This window comes from Streptosporangium sp. NPDC051023 (assembly GCF_040689595.1).
GTDB lineage: Bacteria > Actinomycetota > Actinomycetes > Streptosporangiales > Streptosporangiaceae > Streptosporangium.
Map to the genome: position 1 here is coordinate 89,807 of NZ_JBFBCE010000006.1, position 23,377 is coordinate 113,183.

Here is a 23,377-nt window from a genome sequence, read left to right on the forward strand (position 1 = left end):
AATATGTCGGCCGGGCCTACGGGCCCGCCGCGAGGGCGAGCGGGTCCGGCATGCCGGCGCGGAGCCGTACGAACATGGCGGAGGCGAGCCATGCCGAGCGCACGGGCTCTCGGGCCGCATGTCGCCCCGCGACGGCGTCGCACTCGACCCCGCCGTTGTGGCCGAGCAGTCGTCGGCCGTCGGCGAAGGGCGCGGTCACGCTCTCCCGACGGCACACGCGGAAACGCAAAGGACCTGCGTTTCCGCAGGTCCTTGCATGGATATCGATATAGATCGCTGGTGCCCCCTGCAAGATTCGAACTTGCGCTCCCGGCTCCGGAGGCCGGTGCTCTATCCCCTGAGCTAAGGGGGCCAACGAGTGATTAGATTACCAGCATCCAGAGGGGAACTGACACTCGAAGCGCGAAGAGGCGATCTCGGGGGGCGGTGACGGTTAGCCGGGGAGGGTTCCGGGCTGCGGACGGACGGCTCCTCGGTAGCGGGCGCGGTAGTAGGCGGAGGCGGCGAAGTTCGTCGTTTTGACGACGTCGCCGGTCTTGGGAGCGTGGACCATGACGCCGTCACGAACGTAGAGACCCACGTGGGTGGGGTCTCCGGCGCCGCCGCCGAAGAAGATCAGATCTCCGGGACGAAGCCGGGAGAAGGACACCCGGCGCCCCTGTCTGAACTGGCTGCCGGTGTAGTGAGTGAGCCTGGCCCCCGCCTTCGACCAGGCGTGCAGGGCGAGCCCGGAGCAGTCGAAGCCGCCGCCGGTCGGTCCGGCGCTCGAACCGCCACCCCAGACGTACGGCGTGCCGACCTGACGCAACGCCGCCGAAATGGCCGTCCGCCCGGGAGAGCCGAGAGACCCAGGAGAGCCGGAAGAGCCGAGAGACAGGTGGCCGATGTGCCTCGAGAGCGCGTCGGCACGATCGGTCCCGTCGCGCCCGACGGGCCTGCCCGCCTCGTCGGTCTCGCCGATCTCACCTGTTTCGGGCGTGGGGAGGACGGCAGGCGGGCGAACCTGCGAGGAACCTCCCGAGGGGCGCCCTGACGGCCCGAAGGGTCTCGAGGGCTTCGAAGGCACCGAGGGGCCTGGCCCCCAGGGATCGGGATCCGAGGGATCGGGGGCGGAAGAGGGGGTGGGGGCGGAAATGAAAAAGGCAGGAGTGGAAGGGGCGGGAGTGGGATGGAGGCCGCTTTCACCGGAGAAGGGGGCTGCGGCGGGGACGGCCCCGGGCGTGGTCCCGGGTGTGGCTCCGGGATCTCGCCCGCTCGGACGACAGGCGGCGGCCGTTGTGAGGTGCTTCCCGCCTCCGAGCCGTCTCCGGGCGTCGTCTGGCAGGTCGGTGTCGAACAGCAGCCTCACCCAGCCGTCGGCGGCCTTCCGGCAGGGGTGGGTCACGGGGATCTGCGGAGCGGCCACGAGGGCCGTTGCGAGGATGGTGGCGGTGACAAAGGTCGTGATCACGCGTGGCCTCCCTGGGCTCGATGAACGATCGAGGCCTCAGGATCGGCAGGCTGGCATGATCACCGAGGGGCCGAATCCGATTCTGGGGAAAACTCCGGAGCCGTCCACAGCCCCTGAAGATGACGCGAGTGCCAGAGACGCCGTGCCGCGCTCATTCTGGAGGCAAGGCCTTACGCTCACCGCAGAGGCAGGTGTTCGCGCTCACCACAAGGGCTGAACCGGCGTGCGAGCCGCCCACGGCTCCGGAGTCGACATCCCGTGGTCACCGCAGGGGCAGGATTCCGCGCTCGTCACGGGATTGGCGCGGTGCACGGGCCATCCTGACTCCGGGAGTGGTGATCGCTCCATCGGCTCGTGTCCTCGCCTCGCCCGTTCTTCCTTTTCGGGCTTGGGCGGGGAGGCCGTACGGGAGGATCGCGGGCGGCGTCTCTGTCCGCTTCGCGATGGGGAGACCGAGGACCGGATGCCGCTCCCCGTCCAGGGCGATACGAAGGGTCCCCGTTCCGAGGACGGCACGTAGGCGGGGAACCCACTGGGCGCCTTCAGGGGGAAAACCATGAGAATCTGTCGAAAAACGCCTTCGAGACCCGGTGTGGCCTGTAGAAATCTGTCGTTCGCGGATAGCTGTGTGTACAGATCCATCGAAAACCGCGCGGGACGTCCCTCAGAGGAGTTAGCCTCACGGCCGTGGGCGACCTTCTGGGCAGAGTGTTGGTGGTGGATGACGACGAGGTCATCCGACAGCTCATCGCGGTCAACCTGACCCTGGAGGGGTTTCAGGTGGAGACGGCGTACGACGGTCAGGACTGTCTGGACCGGGTGCTGGACGTGATGCCCGACGTCATCACGCTCGACGTCATGATGCCCAGGCTCGACGGCTGGATGACGGCGACGAGGCTGCGCGGCGACGAGGAAACCAAGCACATCAAGGTGGTGCTGATCACCGCGCGAGCCCAGGAGGACGACAAGCGGCGGGGGCTGGGCATCGGCGTCGACGCCTACCTCACCAAGCCGTTCGACCCTTCCGAGCTCATCCGGGTCGTTCGTGACCTGGCCTTGGCCGCCCACAGCGGCTGAATCCGCCCCGCGTCACCGCCCGCCGTACCGACACCGAACGCCCCATGTCACCCCGCCGTACCGGTGGCGCCGTCAACGCCCCAAGGCACGGCGGGGAAACGGTTAGACCAGGCCCTCTCTGCGGGCCACGGCCGCGGCCTGGGTGCGAGAGGAGACACCGAGCTTGGCGAGGATGTTGGAGACGTGCACGCTCACCGTCTTCTGGGCGATGAACAGCCGTTCGCCGATCTCGCGGTTGGGCAGTCCCTCGGCCACCAGGGCGAGCACCTCCTGCTCCCGGCCCGTGAGCAGCCCCTGCTGGGCGGGGGCGAACCTGGCGCGGCGCCCCAGCTCGGTCAGTGCCTCGCCCAGTGGCCTGGCGCCCAGGGATTCGGCGGCCTTGACGGCGAGCCGCCACTCCTCCAGCGCGGAGGAACGGTCACCGGAGGCGAGCAGCGCCTCGGCGAGCCGCCATCGTGAGCGCGCGGCCTCGTAGACGAAGACGGGGTCGAAGATCTCAACGGTCCTGCGCCAGGCTTCGACGTCGGCGCGACCGTTCGCGCGGTGCCACTCGGCCTCGGCCCGAGCCAGCCACCCCTGCCCCTCGATCCCCATCCCGGCCCTGGCCGCACGGCGGGCGCGGTCGAGCAGTTCGTCGGCCCCTTCGGCGCGGCCCAAGTCGGCCAGCGCCCAGAGCGCGACGGCGCTGATGCGGATGGTGCCCAGGTCGGCGGGATCGAGGGCCGTGAGGACGGCGGTGGTGTGTTCCAGAGCGAGTGCGGGGTCCTGCCGCCAGAGGGCGTGTTCCGCGGCCAGGCCGCGCGACATGTAGGCGACGAGAGAGTCGGACCAGAACGGCCTGAGCCAGCCAAGGCGGTCCTCGACCGGCACTCCCGTGGCGACCTCTATGAACAGCGCGAAGGAGGACAGGATGGCCTCGGGGACCGTGCCGACGCGCGCGCCGAACCCGGCGGCCACCTCGGCCGCCCGCGTCCAGTCTCCCGCCGTGTAGTGGACAAGGAACTGGAGGAACCGCAGGTCGGTGCCGTAGGTGCTCCACGAGAGGCCGGTCCTTTCCGCCAGCCGCACACCGTGTTCCGCCACCTCGGCCGCGCCCGTCGTGAGGCCGTGTTCGTATCGCATCCGGGCGTGGTTGAACAGGGCGCGCAGATCCATGGCGAGGTCGCCGGAGTCCTGGAAGGCGGTGCAGTAGAACAGCTCCTCGGCCAGCTCGACGTCGCCCTCGTACTCGGCGTAGGCGGCCAGCACCAGCACCGCGCCCTTCTCCGCGTCGCTTGCCCCGGTGGCTCTGGCGACCTCGAGCGCGCGATCGGCGAGCGGCCTGACCTCGGCGGTCCTGGGGGACCAGACGAGCGTGCGGGAGAGCGTGGCCAGCGCCCTGGCCAGCACTGGGCTCTCAGGAGGAGCCGCGGCGACGGCCGCCTCCGCGGCCACGATCGCCGCCTGGAGGTCGTCGGAGTCGTAGAGGTAGTAGGCGAGCCGTTCGTAGACCTCCGCCGACGGGGGAACCGCCCGCAGCTGGGCGACGGCCCGGTGGTTGTCGCCCATGTCGGCCGCCGCGGCGGCGGTGCGCAGCGCGAGCCGTATGCGGTCGGTCCCGGTGAGACGTTCGGCGTCGGGGACCCGGTCCCACAGGCCGAGCGCCTGGTCGAAGTGGCGGTGAGCCTCGGCGGGGGCGCCGAGCCGCTCCGCCCTGTGCCCGGCCTCGACCGACGCGGCCAGGCCTTCCGCGAGGTCGTGACCCGCCAGGTAGTGGTAGGCCAGCTCGGCCGCCGCCCCCTTCCTCGCGGTGAGCAGGCGGGCGAACTCCGAGTGCAGCCTGGTCCGTTCACCGGGCAGCAGGTCGGTGTAGACCGCCTCCTGGAGCAGGGCGTGCCGGAAGGCGTAGCCGTACTCGCCGTCGAGGCGGAGCAGCCCGCGCGAGACGATCTCCCGCATGGCCTCGTCGAAGGCCAGGTCCTGCAGGCCAGAGGCCTCCTGGAGCAGGTCATGGTCGACCCGTCTGCCCGCGACGGCCGCGACGCGGAGCACCCGCTGGGCGGCGTCGGAGAGCACCTCGGCCCTGGACAGCAGCAGACCGGCCAGGTCGTCGGTCATCGAGGAACCCTCGGCCACGGCCTCCAGGAGCTCCGCGCCGTAGAACGGGTTGCCTTCGGCCCGCTCGACGACCTCGTCGATCATTCTGGCGTCGGTACCGCCGAGGGCGGCCAGGTAGTCGGTCATCTCGTCGCGATCGAGCGGCCTCAGCTCGACGGACGTCACCGAAGGCAGGCGTTTGAGCTCGGCGAGGACCCGGCGCAGCGGGTGGCGCCGATGCAGGTCGTCGGTGCGGTAGGTGCCGACCAGGCAGACGTGCTCGGTCTGCAGCATCCGGCTGAGAAAGACCAGCAGGTCACGGGTCGACCGGTCGGCCCAGTGCAGGTCCTCAAGAACCAGCAGCACGGGCCGCGCCGCCAGGAAGCCGAGCATCGAGCCGAAGAGCTGCTGCTGGGTGAGGCCGGAGGTGGTCTCGGGGCCGGGATCGCCACCCCCCGGCAGCAGCCTGCCGAGGACGGGACGCGCGTCGATCTCCGCGCGCAGTTCCACGGGAGCGCCGCGCAGGGCGTCGGCCAGCGGGAGGTACGGCAGCGCGTCACCCAGCTCTGCGCACTGCCCGACGAGTACGGCGAAGCCGTCCCGCCTGGCCTGCTCGGCCAGCTCCGCGACGAGGCGGGTCTTGCCGATGCCCGCGTCACCACCGACCAGGGCGACGCCCGCCAGTCCCCGCGCGGCCGAGCCGAGCAGAGCGGTGAGCCTGCCGAACTCGGCCGACCGCCCGATCAGAGCACTGTAGGCTCTCCGCCACTCCACCCAGCGAGTATGACATCGCATGCCCGCAACAAACCGATTGGTCCACGAAAGACCCCATTCAATGGTCTTCGCCACGGGACCAAACCGGTCCTAGGGTCGGAGCCATGATCTCCCTGTCCACGTTTCTGGTCTTCGTGGTCGCGTCCCTGGCGCTGGTCCTGGTGCCCGGGCCGAATCATCTGTACATCGTCGCCCGGAGCATCGCCCAAGGCCGGGCGGCCGGGGTCGCGAGCGCGCTCGGCGTCGAGACGGGCACGCTGGTGCACATCGCCGCCGCGGCGGCGGGGCTTTCCTATGTGATCGCCCGGTCCGCGGCGCTCTTCAACGTGATCAAGTGGGCCGGCGTGGTCTATCTGATCTACCTGGGTGTCAGGGCACTGACCCGCGGGCAGGAGCAGGCCACCTACGAGGCCCGGCCGCAGCCGCTGCGTTCGGTCTTCCTTGAGGGTGCGGTGGTCAATCTGCTCAATCCCAAGGTGATCCTGTTCTTCCTGGCGTTCCTGCCGCAGTTCGTGCATCCCGAGGCGGGCTCCGTCCCACTGCAGATCGTGATTCTGGGCGTCACCCTCCTGGTTCTCGGGGTGACCTCGGACATGATCTACGCGGCGGGCGCGGGCGCGCTGGGCAGTAGGCTGCGGAGCCGTTCAAACGTGCTCGGCTACGTCAGCGGAGTGGTCTACCTGGGGCTGGGGGTCGCGACCGCGTTCTCCGGGCGGTCGATCTGACACCGCGCTCCGCCCGGCCTCGAAGTCACGAACGCTCGAAGTCACGGACGCGTGAAGTCATGGACGACAGCCCTCCGGCGACCATCGCCTCCCCCACGGGGCCGGGCAGGAGACGGCGCAGGGCATAGGCGCTGATCCGGTTGGCGCGTGACGGGTTCCGCGCGGCGAGGGAGGCGAAGAACCGGTAGACCTGGGTAGCCGGTTCGCCGCGGGCCGTACAGCCCATGGCGACCAGACCGGCCACCTTTCCGGGAAAGCGCTCCGCGGCCGCGATGCCGACGTAGCCGCCCAGCGAGAGGCCGACCACGAGCGCTCTGCCACCGAGGGAGTCGATCGCGGCGGCCACCGCGGAGGTGGCTCCGTCCATGGAGAACGGCTCCCCGCGGAGGGTGCCGTGGCCCGGCAGATCGACGGTCGCGGCGGGACGGCCGAGCCGGGAGACGACGGGGTCCCACATGGTCGAGCTGACCCGAATTCCATGGACGAGGACGACGGGCGGCATCGGGGCCTCCAGGCGCGTCATACGCAACGGTGCGTTGCGTTTAGTGAAGTGTTCTCATTAAAACACAACGCATCGTTGCGTTGCTATAGTCGGCGCATGGCACCGCGCAAAGGACAGCAGATCTTCCAGGCGACACTCGAACTGCTTGCCGCGAAGGGGTACGAGGGGCTGACCGTCGAGGGGGTGGCCGAGCGTTCAGGAGTCAACAAGACCACCATCTACCGATGGTGGCCGTCGAAGGCCGCGCTGCTCGCCGCCGCGCTGATCGAGGCCGACCTGCTCGTCACCGAGCCGCCGGACACCGGCACCCTCAGGGGCGACCTGGAGGCGCTGGTGCGAGGGGTGGCCGCGCTCCTCACCCACTCTCCCGCGTCCGACGTCGCAGTGGCCGCGCTGGGCGCCGCCGTACACCATCCGGAGCTCGCCGCGGCGGCCCAGCGCTTCTTCGCCGACCGGTTCGCCAAGGAGGAGGTCGTCTTCGTCCGGGCGAGACTGCGCGGCGAGCTGCCGGAGACGGCCGACCCAATGTTGATCCTGGATCTGCTGGGCGGGGCAGTGTGGCTGCGGACGGTCTTCCGTGGCCTCCCGCTCGACGACGGCTTCACCGCCCGCGCGGTGGCCGCGGTCCTCGACGGGGTGACCTGACGAGGAACGGGGCGCCCCGTCAGGCGGAGAGCGCGCCCGGGATGCGGTCGAGGATCGGGTACGGCATGAGCCCGTAGGCGTAGAAGTCGACCGCGTCCGCCCCGGCCGCCCTGGCGGCCCTGACCTTGGCGACGAGCCGGTCGGCCGAGTCGGTGTCGGGCATGCCGGGACGGAGCACGGCCCGCAGTTCCTTGTCCTTGCCCGTCGAACGGCGGTAGGCGGCCACGTCGTCGGCGACGCGCGCGGCGTCGCGGGCGTAGGCGAGCACGCCGAGCGAGGGCACCAGGTCACCGAGGGCGACCAGGTCGACGCCGAGCTGCCAGGAGTCGTGCGCGGAGAGCCCCGAGGGGGGCAGGCCGTCGATGTAGCCCTTCGCCGAGCCGGTCGCGTCGAGAAAGGCGAGGCTGGAGCCCTCCGCGGTGACCGCGGTCGAGACCTCGGAGACCAGCGAGGTCACCACCTCTGAGCGGGCCCGCGCGTAGGAGACGACCTCGGGCCCGGCGTACGCGGTCAGCGCCGCCCTGGTCACCTCGCCTTGCGCGGGCGGATCTCCGTCGAGGACGCCTCCCACGATCCTGGCGCACTCCTCGCGGGCGACCTCCGCGTTGACGCCGAGGTCGGCGGCGCGGCGCATGCAGAAGTCGCAGAAGCACAGGCCGAGCAGGAACACGTCCATGGGCCCGAGCGGCACGAAGCTGCGCTCGTTGTGGTAGCCACAGCCGAAGGTGCCGAAGTGCAGCGCCTCGGCGACCACGCTGTCCACCCCCTGCCTGGCCACGGCCCGGCCGAGCGCGACCGCGTAGAGACGGACATCGGGGTGCGACGGGCACAGCTCGGTGGGCGAGCCCCGGTCGCCGAAGCAGTTGCGCACGGTGACGTCGGGGTTGGCCAGGCCGAGCGTGGTGTTCTCCAAGAAAACGGTCCAGCCGTGCAGTTTGAGGCCGCGTTTCCTGGTGGCCAGGCGCAGCGCGGCCAGCGGCCCCTCCTCGGCCCCCGGTTGCACCGGCGGAACGAGGCGGAGCTCGCCGAACAGGTCCTCCGGCGGCATGAAGTGCACGCCGTCGACGCGGACCGTCACCCGGGGACGACCGTGCGGGGTGACGTCGCGGGCGCGATGATAGGCGGCGGCGACGGTCACGCCCGCCACGCCGTACCCGGTGATCCGGTCGAGGACTGCCTCGAGGCCCTCACCCCGCACGTCCTCGACGTAGACGTATAGCGAGCTGTCCAAACCGCCGCCCTCCCACGCAGTCGGTCAGACTCTAACGCGCCTTGTAGGCCACGAAGTCGATCTCGACCAGGATGTCCATCAAGTCGGACCCGACAGTCGTGCGAACCGGGTACGGCTGAGTGAAATATGACTTGTATGCCGCGTTGTAGGCGGCGAAGTCACGCTTGAGGTGCTGCAGGTGGACGGTCGACTTGACCACGTCGTCGAAACCGAGGCCGTGGGCCGCGAGGATCGCGCCGAGGTTGCGCATCGTCTGGTGAGTCTGCTCGGCCACGTCCGTGCCGACGACCTCGCCGGTCTTGGGGTCCAGCGGGCCCGCACCCGAGGTGTAGACGAAGTCGCCGACCACGAGGCCCTGCGAGTACGCCCCGACCGGCGCGGCGCCCTCGTCCGTCCGCAGTTCCTGCTTACCGCTCATGCCACAGCTCCTTAGGGACTCTCAACGACAGGGACTCTCAACGACGGAAAACTAGAAGTAGGTGGTTATCAGGTCGACGACCACGTAGTCGTCGTCGACCACCGGCATGACCCGCCACTTGTCGAAGGCGGTGCACGGGTGCGAGATGCCGAACGAGACCAGGTCTCCCGGCTTCACCGGCGAACCGGGCGCGAGCCGCAGGACCGAGTGCTGGTCCTGGACCTTGAGCACCGTCGCGTCCTCGATGGCTCCGCGGGGAATCGGCAGGCCCTCGTCGAAGGGGGCGTCCCGCTTGCCGAGACCGACCACGGCCAGATCCGGCTCGGGAACGCTCAGCACGTGCGCCCAGACCTCCAACGCGGCCCGCAACTCCCCCTCGATCCGGGTGTACGGCGTGCGCTCACGGTAGTAGCCGTCGTCGTGGGAGACGTAGGCGCCGCTGCGCAGCATGACCCTTGCCTGGCAGGCGGCCAGCTCCTTGCCGATCACATCGAACCACTGGCTACCGCCGACCGACAGGATCGGGTCGCGCACCCGCAGGTGCTCCAGCGCCTCGACCAGGCCGCGCAGGTAGGCGCGCACCTCGTCGGCCGTCTTCAGCCCCCCCTCGTAGCCCGCGACGCCCGCCAGCTCGACGCCGGGCGCCGCCTGGGCCGCCGCGGCGACCTCGAGGAGCTCCGCGAGCGTACGGCTGCCTGCCCGCCCGCCCTCGTGCCCGAGCTCGGCCAGCACCCGGAACGGCCTGGCCCCCGCGTGCCGGGACAGCGTCTCGACCCCGGCGACCGAGTCGACGAAACAGAGGAACTCGAACGACGGGTCGTCCGCGAGCTGCGCGGCGATGGCGTCGAGCCCGGCCGGGTCGAAGACCTGGTTGGCGATCATGACGCGTGGCACGCCGAACTCGCGCAGGGTGAGCGCCTGGCTGGGAGTGGCGACCGTCAGCCCCCACGCGCCCGCCTCCAGCTGGGCCCTGACCAGCTCGGGCGACATGGTCGTCTTCGCGTGCGGGACGAGGAGCAGCCCGTGCTCGGCGGCGAAGCTCGCGAGCGTCGCGATGTTGTGCTTGAGCGCGTCGCGGTTCGCCACCATCACGGGGAAGCTGAAAGCCCCTCCGAACAGTGAGGACCCGACAGCCCTGCCGGGGTCGACGATCCCCTTCACGTGTTACTCCCTTCGCTTCCCTTGCTGGACCCTATCTTCAGGGCCGCAGCGCCCTGCCGGGGGTGGCCCCGGTGAGCCGGCCTCCCGCGAGCACCGCGACGCCGGAGACGAGAACGTCGTCGACGCCGGTCGCGGGAACACGCGGGTCGGCGTACGTGGCCAGGTCGGAGACCGTCGCGGCGTCGAAGACGACGACATCGGCCACCTGGCCCGCGCGGATCAGGCCCCTGCCCGCCAGGCCGAAGCGCCGGGCGGGGTGGGCGGCGAGATGGACGACGGCCTGTTCCAGGGTCCAGTCACCGGTCTCGCGGACGTGGTGACCGAGCATGCGGGCGAACGCCCCGTACCCTCTGGGGTGCGGGTGCCCGCCGACATAGATGCCGTCGGAGCCGCCGGTGTGGCACGGATGACGCAGGATCGCGCGGACCGAGTCCTCCCCCTCTGGCCCCTCGTCGGGGCGGGCCATCACGCAGCCCGCCTCAAGGCGGGTGTCGATCAGGACTTTTCTACAGAACTCACCTGGTCCGTCCCCTGCCCTGGCCGCCGCCTCGGGAAGCGTCAATCCTTCGGCCCACTCGGCACCCGGCACATGGGAGAAGGTGATCCTCGGCCAGAGGGTCTCGTCCCACTCGATCGGCTCCGACTCCAGCAGCTTGAGCGCCCTGTCGGTGTCGGCGGCCGGGACCCACGGCGGCAGCGCGACCATCGCCAGGATCGTGCTGCTCCGCAGGTAGGGGTAAGTGTCGAAGGTGACGTCGAGCCCGCCGCGACGGGCCTCATCGACCAGCGGCACCAGGGTCGACGCCGGGCCGTGGTAGTGCGAGACGTGCACGGCCGCGCCGGAGCGCCCGGCGATGTCCGTCACCTCGGCCATGCCGCTCGCGGCCTTCGCGCCGTATCCCCGCATGTGCGTGACGTACGGCAGGCCGCCGAGCGGTGCGCAGAGCGCGGCCAGTTCGGCGACGTCCGCGTAGCGCCCCGGAGCGTACTCCAGGCCCGTGGACAGCCCGACCGCCCCCTCCGACAGACCCCGCTCAACATGGGCGAGCATGACGGCCAGCTCGTCGGCGGACGCGGCCCGCTCGGCGGCACCCATGACGTCGTAGCGGATCGTGCCGTGCGGCAACAGGTAGGCGGTGTTGAGCGCGCTCGCCCCGTCGTAGTCCGCCAGCAGTTCCCGGACGCTCAGCGGCCCGTCGGCCGAGGGGTGGGTGCCGTTGACCGCGGCGAAGTAGCGGGTGGCGTAGGCGAAGGCCTCGGGGGTCGAGGCGGGGGCGTAGGAGAGCCCGTCCTGGCCGAGGACGAACGTGGTCACGCCCTGGCGCAGCGCGGCGAGCTGCACCTCGGGGGCGAAGACGAGGGCGTCGCCGTGGGCGTGGCAGTCGATCAGGCCCGGCATGACGTGCCGATCCGAGGCGTCGATCACCGTCGCGGCATCGGCCCCGGCCAGCCTGCCGACCGCGGCGATCTCGCTCCCGGTGACGCCGATGTCCGCCAGAAAAGCCGGAGCGCCGGTACCGTCCAGCACCCAGCCATTTCTGATCAGCACATCAAACGACATGCTCGGATTCAATCATCGAAGAGGGATTCGGTGCATCTTCGAGCGTTCCATCGGCTCCGCCACCGCCCCTGTCCGGCTACGGTTCCACGGCTCCCGCTGGAGAGCGGAAGCCGTGGAACCGTAGCGCCACGGCGTGTCGTGGTGTCGGCGTGTCGCGGTGTGTCAGTAGTCGTACTCGCCGGGGACGTCGCGCGCGGAGGAGGGGGTGACGGCGCACTCAGGGCCGGTGAGCACCGGATGCCGTTCGAGCAGTTTTCTCGCCTCCTCGCGGGCGAGGTTCCAGGCGTTCCACGGATCGGGGACGTACAGGCGGTTGGCGTCGACCACGTCCCGCAGCACGCAGCTGCGCATCGGCTCGGGCAGCCGGTCGAGCGCCGGTACGGCCTCCGCCCCCAGCGCGCCCAGGTAGGCCCGGTCGAGCCGCTCGACACCCCGAACCGCGACCTGGGTCTCCGCGACCCGCAGATCCGGGTTCCACACCGCGAACGCCAGGAGCGCGACCCCGGTCATCATGACCAGCGCCCTGGGCAGCCATCCGGCACGGCCACGCCGGGTGAGCCGTACCGCGCCCGCGACCAGGACCAGTGCGAAGACCGTGCCCAGCCACCAGATCGCCGCCGCGACCGAGGCGCGCAGCCGGGAGAAGCCGTAGGCGTCGACGTAGAGGTCGAGGCGGTGCAGCGCGGAGACCAGGATCACCAGGGTCAGCGCGCAGAGCAGGCCGAGCAACCCGGCCATCAGCCACCGCTCCCGGCCCCCGAGCTCGAGCAGGACCGAGGCGACCGCCACGATCGCCAGCACGAACACGCTGACCACGACGAGCTGGAAAAATCCGGATCTGGCGTATTCAGCGTAGGTCAGCCCCACGGCGGAGACCACCCACCGGGTGCTGCCGAACAGCACTGTCAGCTGCATTCCCACGAACACGCCGAACAGCAGGTTGAGGGCGACCAGCGGGGTCACCCACAGACCGCGGCTGACCGTGAGCCGCAGGGCGGGAACCCGCGGCTCGGCCACGGGGCGCAGGCCGACCAGCACGGCAGAGGCGACCACGACCGCGAAACCGGTGAACAGCACGATCCGCACCGGCATCGACGCCGCCCAGTCCTGCGCCAGGAACACCCGCTCGACGGCCTTGGCGAAGACCGCGTCCGCCGAGACGAACAGCCCGCCGAACACCATCACCAGCACCAGGGCGAGACCGACCCCGATCAGCGCGGGCACGAGCCGTCTGCGCAGCGACATCCCCTTCACCGGCTCCGCGAGGAACCACGGAACCGGCAGCAGCCCGAGGACCACGGAGGCACCGCCCCTGGCGATCCCGAGCCAGCTCCGGCCCGCCCCCGACAGGGCGAGGGCGGCCAGCAGGAACCCGGCCAGCAGGAGCAGTACGACGAGCCAGTCCGAACTCCTGAGCATCACCATCGCGATCATCCCGTACGCGATCAGCCCCAGCCCGACCGACCACGGCGTTATCCGCCGTCGCGCGACCGGCAGGACCGCCACGCCCATCGCCACGGCGACGAGCACGAACCCAAGCCCCGCACGGCTGTAAGGCAGAACCAGCGCCGCGAGGAGGCCGACGGCCGCACATGCGGGCAGCGCCCAGCGGGGAGTCGCGGGCAGATCGGGCCGGGGGAAAACCGGCGGGGCCACATAGCCTCCCGAGTCTCCCGGCGGTCCGCCCGCCGTCCCCCACGACCGGGCAGTCCCCTCCCCTCGCCGCTCGTCCCCGTCGCCACCGTCCCCGTCGTCATCGCCGGGTGCCGGTCCCGCCTCCTCATCGGCTCCCACCGGCCCCTGTGCGGCGGGGTGCGAAAACTCGGCGGAACGCCGACGCGGTTCCCCGGCGGCCGGAGCGTGAGAGGGGGTGGCCCCGAGCACCGTGCCGACGAACCCTCCGGCCAGCGTGATCACGAAACCGGCCAGCACCCCCAGCAGGCTGTCCAGGGACGCGAGGGCCGCTCCCACGATCACGCCGCAGAGCAGGCCCGCGAGTCCGCCTCCGAGAAGACCCGCGAACGCCCCCGCCCAGCTGCGAGGCGACCCCGGCCGATGTGGGGCCGCAGGCGCGGGCTCGTGCGCGAAGGGCGGGTACGGCTCGGGCCCGGCCGACACGGGAGACGGATCGACCGGCACGAGAGGCGGCGAGGGCTCCGAGTCTTTGGAGTCCTCCTGGCTCCCGGGTACGGCCTCCTCGAAAACCGGGGTGGCTCCGAAGGTCTCGGCGAACCCGACGGGTTCGGAGGCGTTGACAGGCTCGAATGTCTCGACGGGGTCGACGTCGTCGGACTTCTCCGAGGCAGGAACCTCCCACGCGGGCCCCTCCGAGGCGGAGGACGTCTCCGCGAGATCGGACGTGGACGGAATGTCCATCGTGATCCTTTCCGGTAGGTCGACCGCGATCCGGCAGCCGACGCCGTCCTCGACACGGATGGAGCCGCCGTGCAACTCGACGATCTCCTTGACGATGGCCAGGCCGAGCCCGGCGCCGCCCTCGTCCGCCGCCCGTCCTGCGTCCAGGCGGGAGAAGCGCTCGAACGCCCGTGCCCGGTCCTCTGGCGGGATGCCCGGTCCCTGGTCGGTCACGCGCAGCCGTACCCCGGCTCCCTCCAAGGTCGCCGCCAGCACCACGACCCCGCCCTCGGGGCTGTGCCGTACCGCGTTGTCCAGCAGGTTCGCCAGCACCTGTGCCAGCAGGTCGGGGTCAGCGCGCGCGCTCAGCCCCACGGGCACCTCGCAGCGGGCGGTGACCCCGTCCCTGGCCAGTACGGCTTCGCGCAACGCCTGGTCGCACAGTGGCTCGAGCTCGACGTCCTCGACCTCGATCGGCCGGGCCCCCGAGTCGAGGCGGGACAGGTCGAGGAGCTGGGCGACCAGCCTGCCGAGTCGCTCGGTCTGGGCCAGCGCGGTCCCCAACGTGACGGGGTCGGGCGTCGAGACGCCGTCGACCACGTTCTCCAGCACGGCCCTGAGGGCGGTGATCGGTGTGCGCAGCTCGTGGCTGACGTTGGCCACCAGTTCCCGGCGCTGCCGGTCGACCTCGCCGAGGTCGGCCGCCATCGCGTTGAAGGCGCGGGCCAGCTCGCCGACCTCGTCACGCGAGGTCGCGGTGACGCGCAGACCGTAGCGGCCCTTGGCGATGGTCTGCGCGGCGGCGGCCATCTCGCGCAGCGGCTTGGTCATCCCCCGCGCGAGTAACTGCATCATGACCAGGGCGAACGCCACGGCGACCGCGACACGGACGTTGCGCGAGTAGCCGGCGTTGATGCCGACCTCGTTGACGAAGAACGCCGCCGCGACGGCCAGCAGGATGACCATGCCGAGCTTGATCTTGATCCGGCCCAGGAAGTCGAGGGGTCTCAATGGTTGGCTCATCCTGTTGTTCGAGTGATGAGAGGAAGGACTGGTTCAGCGGCGGACGAGGGCGTAACCGACTCCGTGGACGGTCCTGACCACACCGGGGCCAAGCTTGCGTCGCAGCGCGCGCACGTGGCTGTCGACCGTGCGGGTGGCCGCCGCCTCGGAGAATCCCCAGATGTCGGCGAGCAGCCGCTCGCGCTCGAACACCTGGCCCGGCCGTTCGGCGAGACGGCACAGCAGGTCGAACTCGGTCCGGGTGAGCTGCGCCTCCGCGCCTCGCACGTAGACCCGCCGCTCGGCGGTGTCGATCTCGATGTCGCCGACCCGCACGACCGTGTCCGCCCCGGCGAGCTGGGAGGCCCGCTCGACCCGGCGCAGCAGGGCGTGCACCCGGGCGACCAGCTCGCGCATGCTGAACGGCTTGGCCATGTAGTCGTCCGCCCCGACCCCGAGTCCGACGAGCAGGTCGGTCTCCTCACCCAGGGCGGTGAGCATGAGCACCGGCACCGGCCTGGCCGCCTGCATCCTCCGGCAGACCTCCAGCCCGTCGAGGCCGGGCAGCAGCCGGTCGAGCACCACCACGTCGGCCCCGGTCCTCGCGTAAGCCGCGAGCGCCCCCTCACCGTCCCCGACGACCTGGACGTCGAAACCCTCGGCCGCGAGGCGGTGCCGTACGGCCCGCGCGATCGTCTCGTCGTCCTCCACCACGAGGACACGTCGTTGCTGGGGGGAAGTCATGTTCCGCAGCGTAAAGGGGGTGTGTGCAGATGACCTGTGGTGAATTGTGAATATTTCGCGCACTCGGCCCCGCCCCGGTCCGGGGATCCCACAGGCCTCACGCAGCGGAGGCGCGGTCCCTGCCACGACGACCGCGCGTCTCCCCGTTCCACCGGGTTCGCGTCACCGCCTGCCGTACCGGGGCCGGGAACGGTGACCGTGAAACGTCCCGGGGGCGGTGAGCGTGTGCGGCCACCGCCCCCGGAACCCACCGGTCCCGTTCCCGGAACCTCGGTACCTAGATGAGGATCAGCCTGCGTCCCGTGACGCGGTAGCCGAGCCGGGCGAACGAGGCCGCCATGGGCGTGTTGCCCACGTCGGTGTTGTCGTTGACCTGGGGCTCGCCCTCGGCGACGAAGATGTGCAGCGCCTCGGTGACCAGGTCGTCGGCGTAGCCGTGACCCCGGTGGGCGGGGTCGACCCCGACGTAGCCGACCGTCGCCGACCTGTCGTTGCGGGTGGGCATCACGATGCCGACCAGGTCGCCAGAGGCGTCACGGGCGAGACGCCAGCGGGCGCGTCCACCGGCCAGCCCGGCGAGGCCGGTCAGGGTGCCCTTCGCGGTCTCCCTCGCCCCCTTCTCTGCACGGGTGCGCCTGTCCCAGGCGTCCAGGCTGCCCTCGGTGATCCTGGCCAGCAGGCCCAGCACCTGCTCGTCGTCGTCAGCCGGGGTGAAGGTGAGCCGGGCCGACCTGGGCGGCAGGCCGTCCTCGGGAGTCCAGCGGAGGTTGAGCCGTTCGACGGATCGGCGCCATCCGGCCTGCTCGGCCGCGCTGATCCGATCGGTGGCGTCGGCCAGCGCGTCGGGCCGCTCGTGCCAGTCGCCCGGCAGGAACAGGTGGTACTCGGGCCGTTCACCGGCCTGCGCGCCGTCTCCCGGGGGGAAGAGCGCCGCGTTGGCCACTCGCAGCAGGGCGGCTCCCACCTCGATCCGGTCGGGGCCGTGCCCGGGATCGAACCAGTCGAGGCTGATGGGATGCCCGGCCCCTTGGGGACCCCAGAATCCCGCGCGCGCGACCACCTCGTCTCCGCGCAGCGCGACCCAGACCCATCCGGGCCGGTAGCCGAGCTCCTCGAAGGGCAAAACCCGAGCGCCGACGCCCGAGGCGGGCAGCGGGCCGTAACGGTGGAACAGGTGGAACTCGCCCGCTTCGAGCGGACGAAACAGCAGATCGGACAAGGGAAACTCCAGAAAGCGCGTGCGCTCCCCGGATCTCAGGCGGCCTGTCGCCCGAGGCGGGAGCGCGTGACCAGGGTGGCGAACATCTGCTCCTCACCTCCTCCAGCTCGAAGGGATCATCAGACTAGCCGTGCGCGCGATCGCCGATCAATCGGATAACGCGGCCCCGCCGGAGGACAGCCGTCCTGAACCTCGCACGCCCGGAGCGCGCTTCCCCGACATATCGTGACGGGGTGATCGACACCCATGCATACCTCCGCAGAATCGGGGTCAAGGTCGAAGGGCCGCCCAGCGCGGAGTCGCTTCGCCTGCTGCATCGGGCACACCTGGAGCGTGTGCCGTACGAGTGTCTGGAGATCTGGCTGGGGCGCCCGACGACGATCGACCCGGTGGAGTCGGCCGCGCGGATCACGCGCGGCCGGGGCGGCTACTGCTACCACCTGAACGGCGCGTTCGGGCTACTGCTCGAGACGCTCGGCTACCGGGTGACCCGGCACGCCGGCGGAGCGCAGCACACCGCCTGGTCTCCCGCAGGCGTCGACCACGGGCATCTCGGACTGATGGTCTCCGGCCTGCCGGGCCCGAACAACCCCGGTGGAACGTGGCTGATCGACCAGGGGCTCGGGGACGGGTTCCACGAGCCGATCCCCCTCGTCACAGGCGTCTACCGGCAGGGGCCCTTCACCTACGGCCTACGCCCCTCCATGACCGAACCCGGCGGCTGGCGGTTCGACCACGACCCGCGCGGCTCCTTTCACGGCCTGGACATCCGCGCCGTCCCCGCGCGGATGGCGGAGTTCGTCCCCATGCACGAGTTCCTGTCCACCTCGCCCGAGTCGGGGTTCACCCGCGTGGCCACGGTGCAGCGGCGCGACGCGAAGGGCGTCGACATCGTGCGGGGCCTGGTCCTGACCCGCATCGGCGACCGCGAGCACACCCTGGTCCTGGAGACGGAACGCGACTACTTCGAGATGCTGGCCGACGTCTTCGGCCTCTCGCTGGACGACGTGACCCCCGCGGAACGCGCCAAGCTCTGGCACCGCCTGTGGACCGCCCACGAAGCGTGGTCCGGCTCGCACTGACCGGAAGATCGACGCCTTTCATTTCAGCAAGTTCTCATTCATTGGTCCATATGCCGCGAAATGACTATGTTGCTGTCCGCGATGGGACAGCGAACGGGGTGAGCGGGATCGACAGTCGAGTGTTGGCGGGCCGTTACAGACTGCTCAACCCCATTGCCGAGGGCGGAGCGGGCGCGGTCTGGCTCGCCGCAGACGAAATGCTCCGCCGTGACGTGGCGGTCAAGGAGATACGGCTCCCGCCGGACCTCGACCCCGCCATGCGGCAGGAGGCCTGTGCCGCCGCGCTCCGCGAGGCCAACCTGGCCGCCCGGCTCAAACATCCCTCGATCGTGACCGTCCACGACGTGATCATCGAGCAGGAGCAGCCTTGGCTCGTCATGGAGCTGCTGTCCGGCGCGTCTCTCGAACGGACCGTCCTGCTGAGGCAGCCGCTCCCGGTGCACCAGGCGGCCAGGGTCGGCGTGGGAATCCTCAGCGCGCTCATCGCCGCGCACGCCGCCGGGGTCGTGCACCGGGACGTCAAGCCGGCCAACGTCTTCCTCACCCGCACCGGGCGGGCCGTACTGACCGACTTCGGTTTCGCCGTCGTCGAGGGGGAGGCGACGGCGGGACGCACCGGCCACCTGGTCGGCTCGCCCAACTACATCGCCCCGGAACGGCTGCGCGGCGAGCGCGGCGGCCCGGCCTCCGACCTGTGGTCGCTGGGCGCCACGCTCTACTTCGCCGTCGAAGGCCTGCCGCCGCACCCGGCGGAGACCCCCATCGCGGCGATCGGCCGGGTGCTCACCGATCCCGCCAGGCCACCGGAGCGGGCGGGCCGTCTGGGCCCGTTGCTCATGCGGATGCTCGCCCCCAAGGTCGAGGACCGGCCCTCCTTCGACGACGTCGCCCGTGCCCTCCAGGAGATCGCCCTCGGCCGCCCGGCCACGGACCTCCCTTCCCCGTCCTCCTCCGAGGCGGCCCTCGTCCCCGCGACCGGTGCGCGGACGCCGGAGCGGGAAGGGGCGCGGGTGTCCGCATCCGCCCCGCGCGGAAGGCGCACCGCCGTGTGGGCGGCGGCTGAGATCACGGCGGTCGTCGCGGTCGTCGCCGTCACCGCGGGCGTGGTCCACCTCACCTCCGGCGGTACGGCCCCGAGCGAGCCGCCAAAACTCAGCGAGAAGCCGGGCGCCTTCGCGGTCCCGGTGAACCCGTGCGATCTGGTCCCCGAGACCGGCGTCAAGCAGCTCATCCCCGCGCTGAAGAGCGCGGGCCAGCGGACCAACCAGGGCGGCTGTCAGTGGACGGCCCCCGGCATGGGCCTCGAGGTGTATCCGTCGGGCTCGGACAAACAGTGGGGCAAGAGCCCGCGCCAGGCCCACGAGCTGTTCGTCAACCAGCGGCACGGCACACTACCCAGCGGGCAGAACGCCTGGAGCTGGCCCGGCATCCAGGCCGGAGCGCGGTCGGCCAGGTCGACGGGGCCGTTGGAGGTCAAACCGGCCGGGGACGAGGCCTTCGGCTACGACCTGTACGAGAACAGGAAGACCGGAAAGCTGGAGAAGAGCCACGTGATCCTTCGGGTCGACAACCTGGTTCTCGACGTCGCCTACACCGTGGTCGACGGCAGCAAGGACGGCCCCGCGATCCAGGCGGGCGCCCACACCGCCGCGGCCTGGGTCGCGGAAGCGCTGAACAAGCAGAAGGCGAGAGGATGAACCATCCAGACACCTCACGGTCGCAGAGCAGGCGCGCGGGCCGGCACGCGGTGAGCGGACCGGACCCCGTCGACGTGGCGGGCCCTGCGGTGCTGGAGCAGGCCTCGCTGGAACAGGTGGTCGGACGGCTGGGGCCGATGACCCCGCAGCATGTCGCCGCCGTCGGCCTGGCCGTGCTGGACCAGCTTGTCGCCGTGCACAACCGGGGGATGCTCCACGGTGACGTGCGCCCGGGCTCGGTGCTGCTCGGCCCCCGCGACCGGATCACTCTCGCCGCGCCGACCCTGCGGTCCCCGGCCTTCACCGCCCCCGAAGGCGTGACGGGTCCCGCGGCCGACCTGTGGTCGCTCGGCGCCACCCTCTACACCGCCGTCGAGGGACGCCCGCCGTCGCCCGGCGGGTCCCTCGACAACGCGGGCCCGATCGGCCCGGTGTTGTTCGCCATGCTCTCCGGCGACCCGGCCCGGCGGCCCGATCCCGGTTCCCTGCGCAACATCCTGCTCGATCTCTCCCGGAGCGGCGCGGTCCACACCCCGCTGCCCCCGGTCCGCGCGGACGCGGTGCCCCCGCCGTCGCCCTGGGCGGCCTCGGCGCCCTTCCCCTCGGACCTCCCTCCGGTCCCGCCGCTTTCCTCACACTCCCCTGAGCTCCCGCCCGCCTTCCCCGCACCGGTCCCCGCGGCGCCCCTGTCTCCGCCGCCGTCCCCTGGCCCGACGGGCTACCGGGACGACCATCCTGAGACGACGATCGCGGTGCCCCGGCCCTACGAACCGGAAGCGACCACCCCGCCTCCGCCGTTCGCGGCGGAGGGGGCCGCCTTCGCGCCGCATCCCCGCGAACCGGAGGCGACCGCCCCTGCGCCGCCCTTCGCCCCGGAGGCCACCCCCTTCGCCGCGCCCTTCGCTCCGGAGGCCACCCCGCTCTCTGCGCCCTTCAGCCCGGAGAGCGCCTCCCTCGCTCCGCCTTTCGCCGCGGAGACCGCCACCCCCGTCCCGCCTTTCCTCCCCGAGCCTGTGCCCCCGGCGGCGTCCTTCGCCCCGGAGGCCGCGCCCCCCGCTCCGCCCTTCGAGCCGGAGTCGTCCGTCCCCACCTCGCCGTTCCCGAACCTGGAGGCGGCACCCCCCGCGTCTCCTCCTCCCACGCCGTTCCAGCCCGAGGCGAAACCCCCGGTGTCTCCTCCCGCTCCGTTCCAGGCCGAGGCGGCGCCCCCGGCGGCGCCGCCCTTCGCCCCGGAGACGATCACGCCCGCGTCGCCGGATTCCCGCGAGTGGGCACCGCAGGCGTCACCGGCCCCCGCCGCACCCGCCGTCCCCGTCCCCGTCCCCGGCCCCGCGACCGATCCCGGTCCCAGTCCCGGCGATCTCCCTCCCGGCCCGGCCCCCGTCTCCGCCTCGCGCGAGCTGGTCCCGGTCTCCGTGGCGCGGGCGGGCGAGCCCTCCCCGCCACCGGGACCAAGCGAGTCGACGGAGCGCTCCTCCGACCGCCGCCGCGGGGTGTTCGTGCCCCGCTCGATCGTGGGACTCACCGGCGGCCTGTTCCTGGCCATGGCGGTCACCATCGGCGTCCTGGTCGCCCCGATGCTCGGCGGCTCCGGCGAGGGCGAGAACGCCCAGGGGGCGGAGTCCGCGGGAGGCAACGCCAGGTTCGCCGCCGCGCCCAGGGCGTGCGGTCTGCTCGACGACAAGCAGGCCGACGAGGTCGTGCCCGGATTCAGGAGCTCCGAGGTCGAGTTCTCCGCGTGCGACTGGCTCAACCAGCACGACTGGCGAAAGCCGAACCCGGAGAAGTTCGACCTCCGCGTACGGCTGGTCGCCCAGAAGCAGGACGCCTCCGGGATAGAGAGGGCCAAGCAGTACCTGGCAGGCAAGCGCAAGGACTTCGTCGACAACGGCAAGTTCGCCTCTCCCAAGCCATCGCCCCCACAGGACCTGAAGGGAGTGGGCGAGGAGGCCTTCACCAGGGGCGCCTACGACGCGATCAACATCTACAACGGGTCGTACAAGGTCACCGTGGTCTTCCGGGTCAGCAACCTGATCGCGGAGGTCGAGTACGAGCGGGGCGGCGTCAAGGACGACTCCGACGGCAAGATCTCCGAGGGGGCGGTGAAGGTCGCCCGCTGGCTCACCGCGTCCTTGAAGAGCAATGGCTGATCCGGCCCTGCCCGTGCTCGCGGGCCGCTACCGGGCGCTCGACCGGCTCGGCGCGGGCGGGATGGGCGTGGTCTGGCGCGCCAGGGACGAGCTGCTGCACCGCGAGGTCGCGATCAAGGAGGTGCTGCTCAGCCGGAACCTGACGGAGGCCGAGCGGGCGGAGACCCGGGAGCGTACCCTCCGCGAGGCGCGGGCCGCCGCCCGACTGAGCCACCCGTCCATCGTGGCCGTGCACGACGTCGTCGCCCAGGAAGGGCGCCCCTGGATCGTGATGGACCTCATCCGGGGCCGTTCCCTGGACCGGGTCATCCGCGGGGACGGGCCGCTCCCCCCTCAGCGGGTCGCCGCGATCGGCGTCGCCGTACTCGACGCGCTGTCCCTCGCGCACAGCAGGGGCATCATGCACCGGGACGTGAAACCGGCCAACATCATGCTCGCCGACGACGGCGAGGTGCTGCTGACCGACTTCGGCATCGCGACGGTCGAGGGTGACGCCCAGCTCACCTCGGCGGACTCGCTGATCGGCTCCCCCGGCTACATCGCCCCGGAACGGCTGCGCGGCGGCGACGATCCGGCCGCCGATCTGTGGTCCCTCGGTGCGACGCTCTACGCCGCCGTCGAGGGACGGGGTCCGTTCCAGCGGGGTATTCCCGTGGCGACCCTGGGCGCCGTGCTGACCGAGCCGCCCCCCTTCCCCTCTCGGGCGGGCGACCTGGCTCCCGTGCTGCTGGCCGTACTGGAGAAGGACCCCCGGCTGCGTCCGGGCGAGGCCATGCTCCGTACGGCGCTGCAACGGGTCGCCCAGGGCCTGCCCCCCGGCCCGCTCTCCCCGGTGTCCGAACCGGAGACTGCGCCACGACAGCCTCGGCGGGCGCGGCACGGCCGTACCAGATGGCTCGTCGGAGGAGGGCTGGCGGTCGTGGCGGTGGCGGCGGTCGCCACGACGGTCCTGCTGACCACCGGCGGATCGGGGGCGCCCTCGCCCTCCCCCACGCCCTCAGATCCGGGCGCGGGCCGGTTCGCCGCCGCCCCCGCCCCGTGCACCCTGCTCACCGGCGCGGAGGTCCGCGCGGCCGGACCTACCTCCGCTCCGGTCTCCGACGTGGCCAAGCAGGACGCGGAGGCCTACTGCGCCTGGAGCGACCTGCCTGGCGGGTCCTCACTCAGGGTGGCGCTCGGCCACCTGACGCCGACCCCGGGCAGGTCGGCGCCGGACACGGCGCACGCGTTCTTCGCCGCGGAGCGCGCCAAGATCAAAGCCGACAGGGGGACGAGCCCCCTCGGCTGGGTCGGTCCGCTGCGGGAGGTGGACCGGATCGGCGCCGAGGCGTTCGCCTACGAGGTGGGCGCCCTCGAACGGGCCCACGAGGTGATCCGCTTCCGGGTCAGCAACCTGCTGATCGAGGTCAACCTGTCGCAGAAGGGCAAGCGCGTGACTCCTGAGCTGCGCAGGCGGACCGTGCGTACCGCCCAGCTTGTCGCCGAGGAGCTGAACAGCCGTGACTGAC

General features: G+C 71.5%; 18 protein-coding genes and 1 tRNA gene. 7 read left to right on the plus strand and 12 right to left on the minus strand.

Annotated elements, in window-relative coordinates; translation table 11 throughout:
• Nucleotides 1–16: 16 nt before the first annotated feature.
• From AB0395_RS05870 to AB0395_RS05880, 3 genes are all read right to left on the minus strand, one after another.
• Nucleotides 17–199 carry a hypothetical protein gene (locus tag AB0395_RS05870; RefSeq protein ID WP_366277460.1) on the minus strand — a complete coding sequence of 61 codons (183 nt, stop codon included), beginning with the start codon at nucleotides 197–199 and terminating at the stop codon, nucleotides 17–19.
• Nucleotides 200–277: 78 nt separating this feature from the next.
• Nucleotides 278–352: transfer RNA gene (locus AB0395_RS05875), tRNA-Arg, on the minus strand.
• An 81-nt stretch (nucleotides 353–433) separates the two neighbouring features.
• Nucleotides 434–808, minus strand: coding sequence for a C40 family peptidase (locus tag AB0395_RS05880; RefSeq protein ID WP_366277462.1), 375 nt, complete (start codon nucleotides 806–808; stop codon nucleotides 434–436).
• 1,329 nt (nucleotides 809–2,137) lie between these two features.
• Between AB0395_RS05880 and AB0395_RS05885 the strand changes: the two genes are divergently transcribed.
• On the plus strand, nucleotides 2,138–2,527 hold the full coding sequence (locus AB0395_RS05885) for a response regulator (RefSeq protein WP_366277463.1): 390 nt from the start codon (nucleotides 2,138–2,140) through the stop codon (nucleotides 2,525–2,527).
• A gap of 102 nt (nucleotides 2,528–2,629) precedes the next feature.
• Here the strand turns inward: AB0395_RS05885 and AB0395_RS05890 are convergent, their stop codons facing one another.
• A complete protein-coding gene (locus tag AB0395_RS05890) occupies nucleotides 2,630–5,377 on the minus strand; it encodes an AAA family ATPase (protein ID WP_366277465.1) in 2,748 nt (915 codons plus the stop codon).
• 104 nt (nucleotides 5,378–5,481) lie between these two features.
• Between AB0395_RS05890 and AB0395_RS05895 the strand changes: the two genes are divergently transcribed.
• On the plus strand, nucleotides 5,482–6,102 hold the full coding sequence (locus AB0395_RS05895; RefSeq protein WP_366277467.1) for a LysE family translocator: 621 nt from the start codon (nucleotides 5,482–5,484) through the stop codon (nucleotides 6,100–6,102).
• Nucleotides 6,103–6,127: 25 nt separating this feature from the next.
• On the opposite strand, the gene AB0395_RS05900 is transcribed toward AB0395_RS05895, so the two are convergent.
• Entirely contained in the window at nucleotides 6,128–6,604 is a 477-nt protein-coding gene (locus tag AB0395_RS05900; protein ID WP_366277469.1) for an alpha/beta hydrolase, read from the minus strand.
• Between the two features lie 96 nt (nucleotides 6,605–6,700).
• On the opposite strand from AB0395_RS05900, the gene AB0395_RS05905 reads away from it, so the two are divergent.
• Nucleotides 6,701–7,249 (plus strand): TetR/AcrR family transcriptional regulator, encoded by a 549-nt coding sequence (locus AB0395_RS05905; protein ID WP_366277471.1) that lies wholly within the window; start codon nucleotides 6,701–6,703, stop codon nucleotides 7,247–7,249.
• Nucleotides 7,250–7,268: 19 nt separating this feature from the next.
• On the opposite strand, the gene AB0395_RS05910 is transcribed toward AB0395_RS05905, so the two are convergent.
• The 7 genes from AB0395_RS05910 to AB0395_RS05940 form a co-directional block, all read right to left on the minus strand.
• Complete coding sequence (locus tag AB0395_RS05910; protein WP_366277472.1) at nucleotides 7,269–8,480, minus strand: hypothetical protein; 1,212 nt, start codon at nucleotides 8,478–8,480, stop codon at nucleotides 7,269–7,271.
• Between the two features lie 31 nt (nucleotides 8,481–8,511).
• On the minus strand, nucleotides 8,512–8,898 hold the full coding sequence (locus AB0395_RS05915) for a Rid family detoxifying hydrolase (RefSeq protein WP_366277474.1): 387 nt from the start codon (nucleotides 8,896–8,898) through the stop codon (nucleotides 8,512–8,514).
• Between the two features lie 51 nt (nucleotides 8,899–8,949).
• The gene (locus AB0395_RS05920) at nucleotides 8,950–10,059 is read right to left on the minus strand and encodes an alanine racemase (RefSeq protein ID WP_366277476.1); all 1,110 of its coding nucleotides are present in this window, start codon (nucleotides 10,057–10,059) and stop codon (nucleotides 8,950–8,952) included.
• A gap of 37 nt (nucleotides 10,060–10,096) precedes the next feature.
• Nucleotides 10,097–11,620: an amidohydrolase family protein gene (locus tag AB0395_RS05925; RefSeq protein WP_366277478.1), complete on the minus strand. Its 1,524-nt coding sequence runs from the start codon at nucleotides 11,618–11,620 to the stop codon at nucleotides 10,097–10,099.
• Between the two features lie 162 nt (nucleotides 11,621–11,782).
• A complete protein-coding gene (locus AB0395_RS05930) occupies nucleotides 11,783–14,986 on the minus strand; it encodes a DUF4153 domain-containing protein (protein ID WP_366277480.1) in 3,204 nt (1,067 codons plus the stop codon).
• A gap of 45 nt (nucleotides 14,987–15,031) precedes the next feature.
• Nucleotides 15,032–15,721: a response regulator transcription factor gene (locus AB0395_RS05935; protein WP_366277481.1), complete on the minus strand. Its 690-nt coding sequence runs from the start codon at nucleotides 15,719–15,721 to the stop codon at nucleotides 15,032–15,034.
• 277 nt (nucleotides 15,722–15,998) lie between these two features.
• The gene (locus AB0395_RS05940; protein ID WP_366277482.1) at nucleotides 15,999–16,940 is read right to left on the minus strand and encodes a GNAT family N-acetyltransferase; all 942 of its coding nucleotides are present in this window, start codon (nucleotides 16,938–16,940) and stop codon (nucleotides 15,999–16,001) included.
• A gap of 233 nt (nucleotides 16,941–17,173) precedes the next feature.
• Between AB0395_RS05940 and AB0395_RS05945 the strand changes: the two genes are divergently transcribed.
• The 4 genes from AB0395_RS05945 (at nucleotide 17,174) to AB0395_RS05960 (ending at nucleotide 23,376) form a co-directional block, all read left to right on the plus strand.
• Nucleotides 17,174–18,022: an arylamine N-acetyltransferase gene (locus tag AB0395_RS05945; protein WP_366277484.1), complete on the plus strand. Its 849-nt coding sequence runs from the start codon at nucleotides 17,174–17,176 to the stop codon at nucleotides 18,020–18,022.
• Between the two features lie 122 nt (nucleotides 18,023–18,144).
• Complete coding sequence (locus tag AB0395_RS05950; protein WP_366277485.1) at nucleotides 18,145–19,719, plus strand: serine/threonine-protein kinase; 1,575 nt, start codon at nucleotides 18,145–18,147, stop codon at nucleotides 19,717–19,719.
• Entirely contained in the window at nucleotides 19,716–21,869 is a 2,154-nt protein-coding gene (locus tag AB0395_RS05955) for a hypothetical protein (RefSeq protein WP_366277487.1), read from the plus strand. Before AB0395_RS05950 ends, AB0395_RS05955 begins: the two co-directional genes overlap by 4 nt.
• Nucleotides 21,862–23,376, plus strand: a complete 1,515-nt coding sequence (locus AB0395_RS05960; protein ID WP_366277489.1) for a serine/threonine-protein kinase — start codon at nucleotides 21,862–21,864, stop codon at nucleotides 23,374–23,376. Before AB0395_RS05955 ends, AB0395_RS05960 begins: the two co-directional genes overlap by 8 nt.
• Nucleotide 23,377 lies beyond the last annotated feature (1 nt).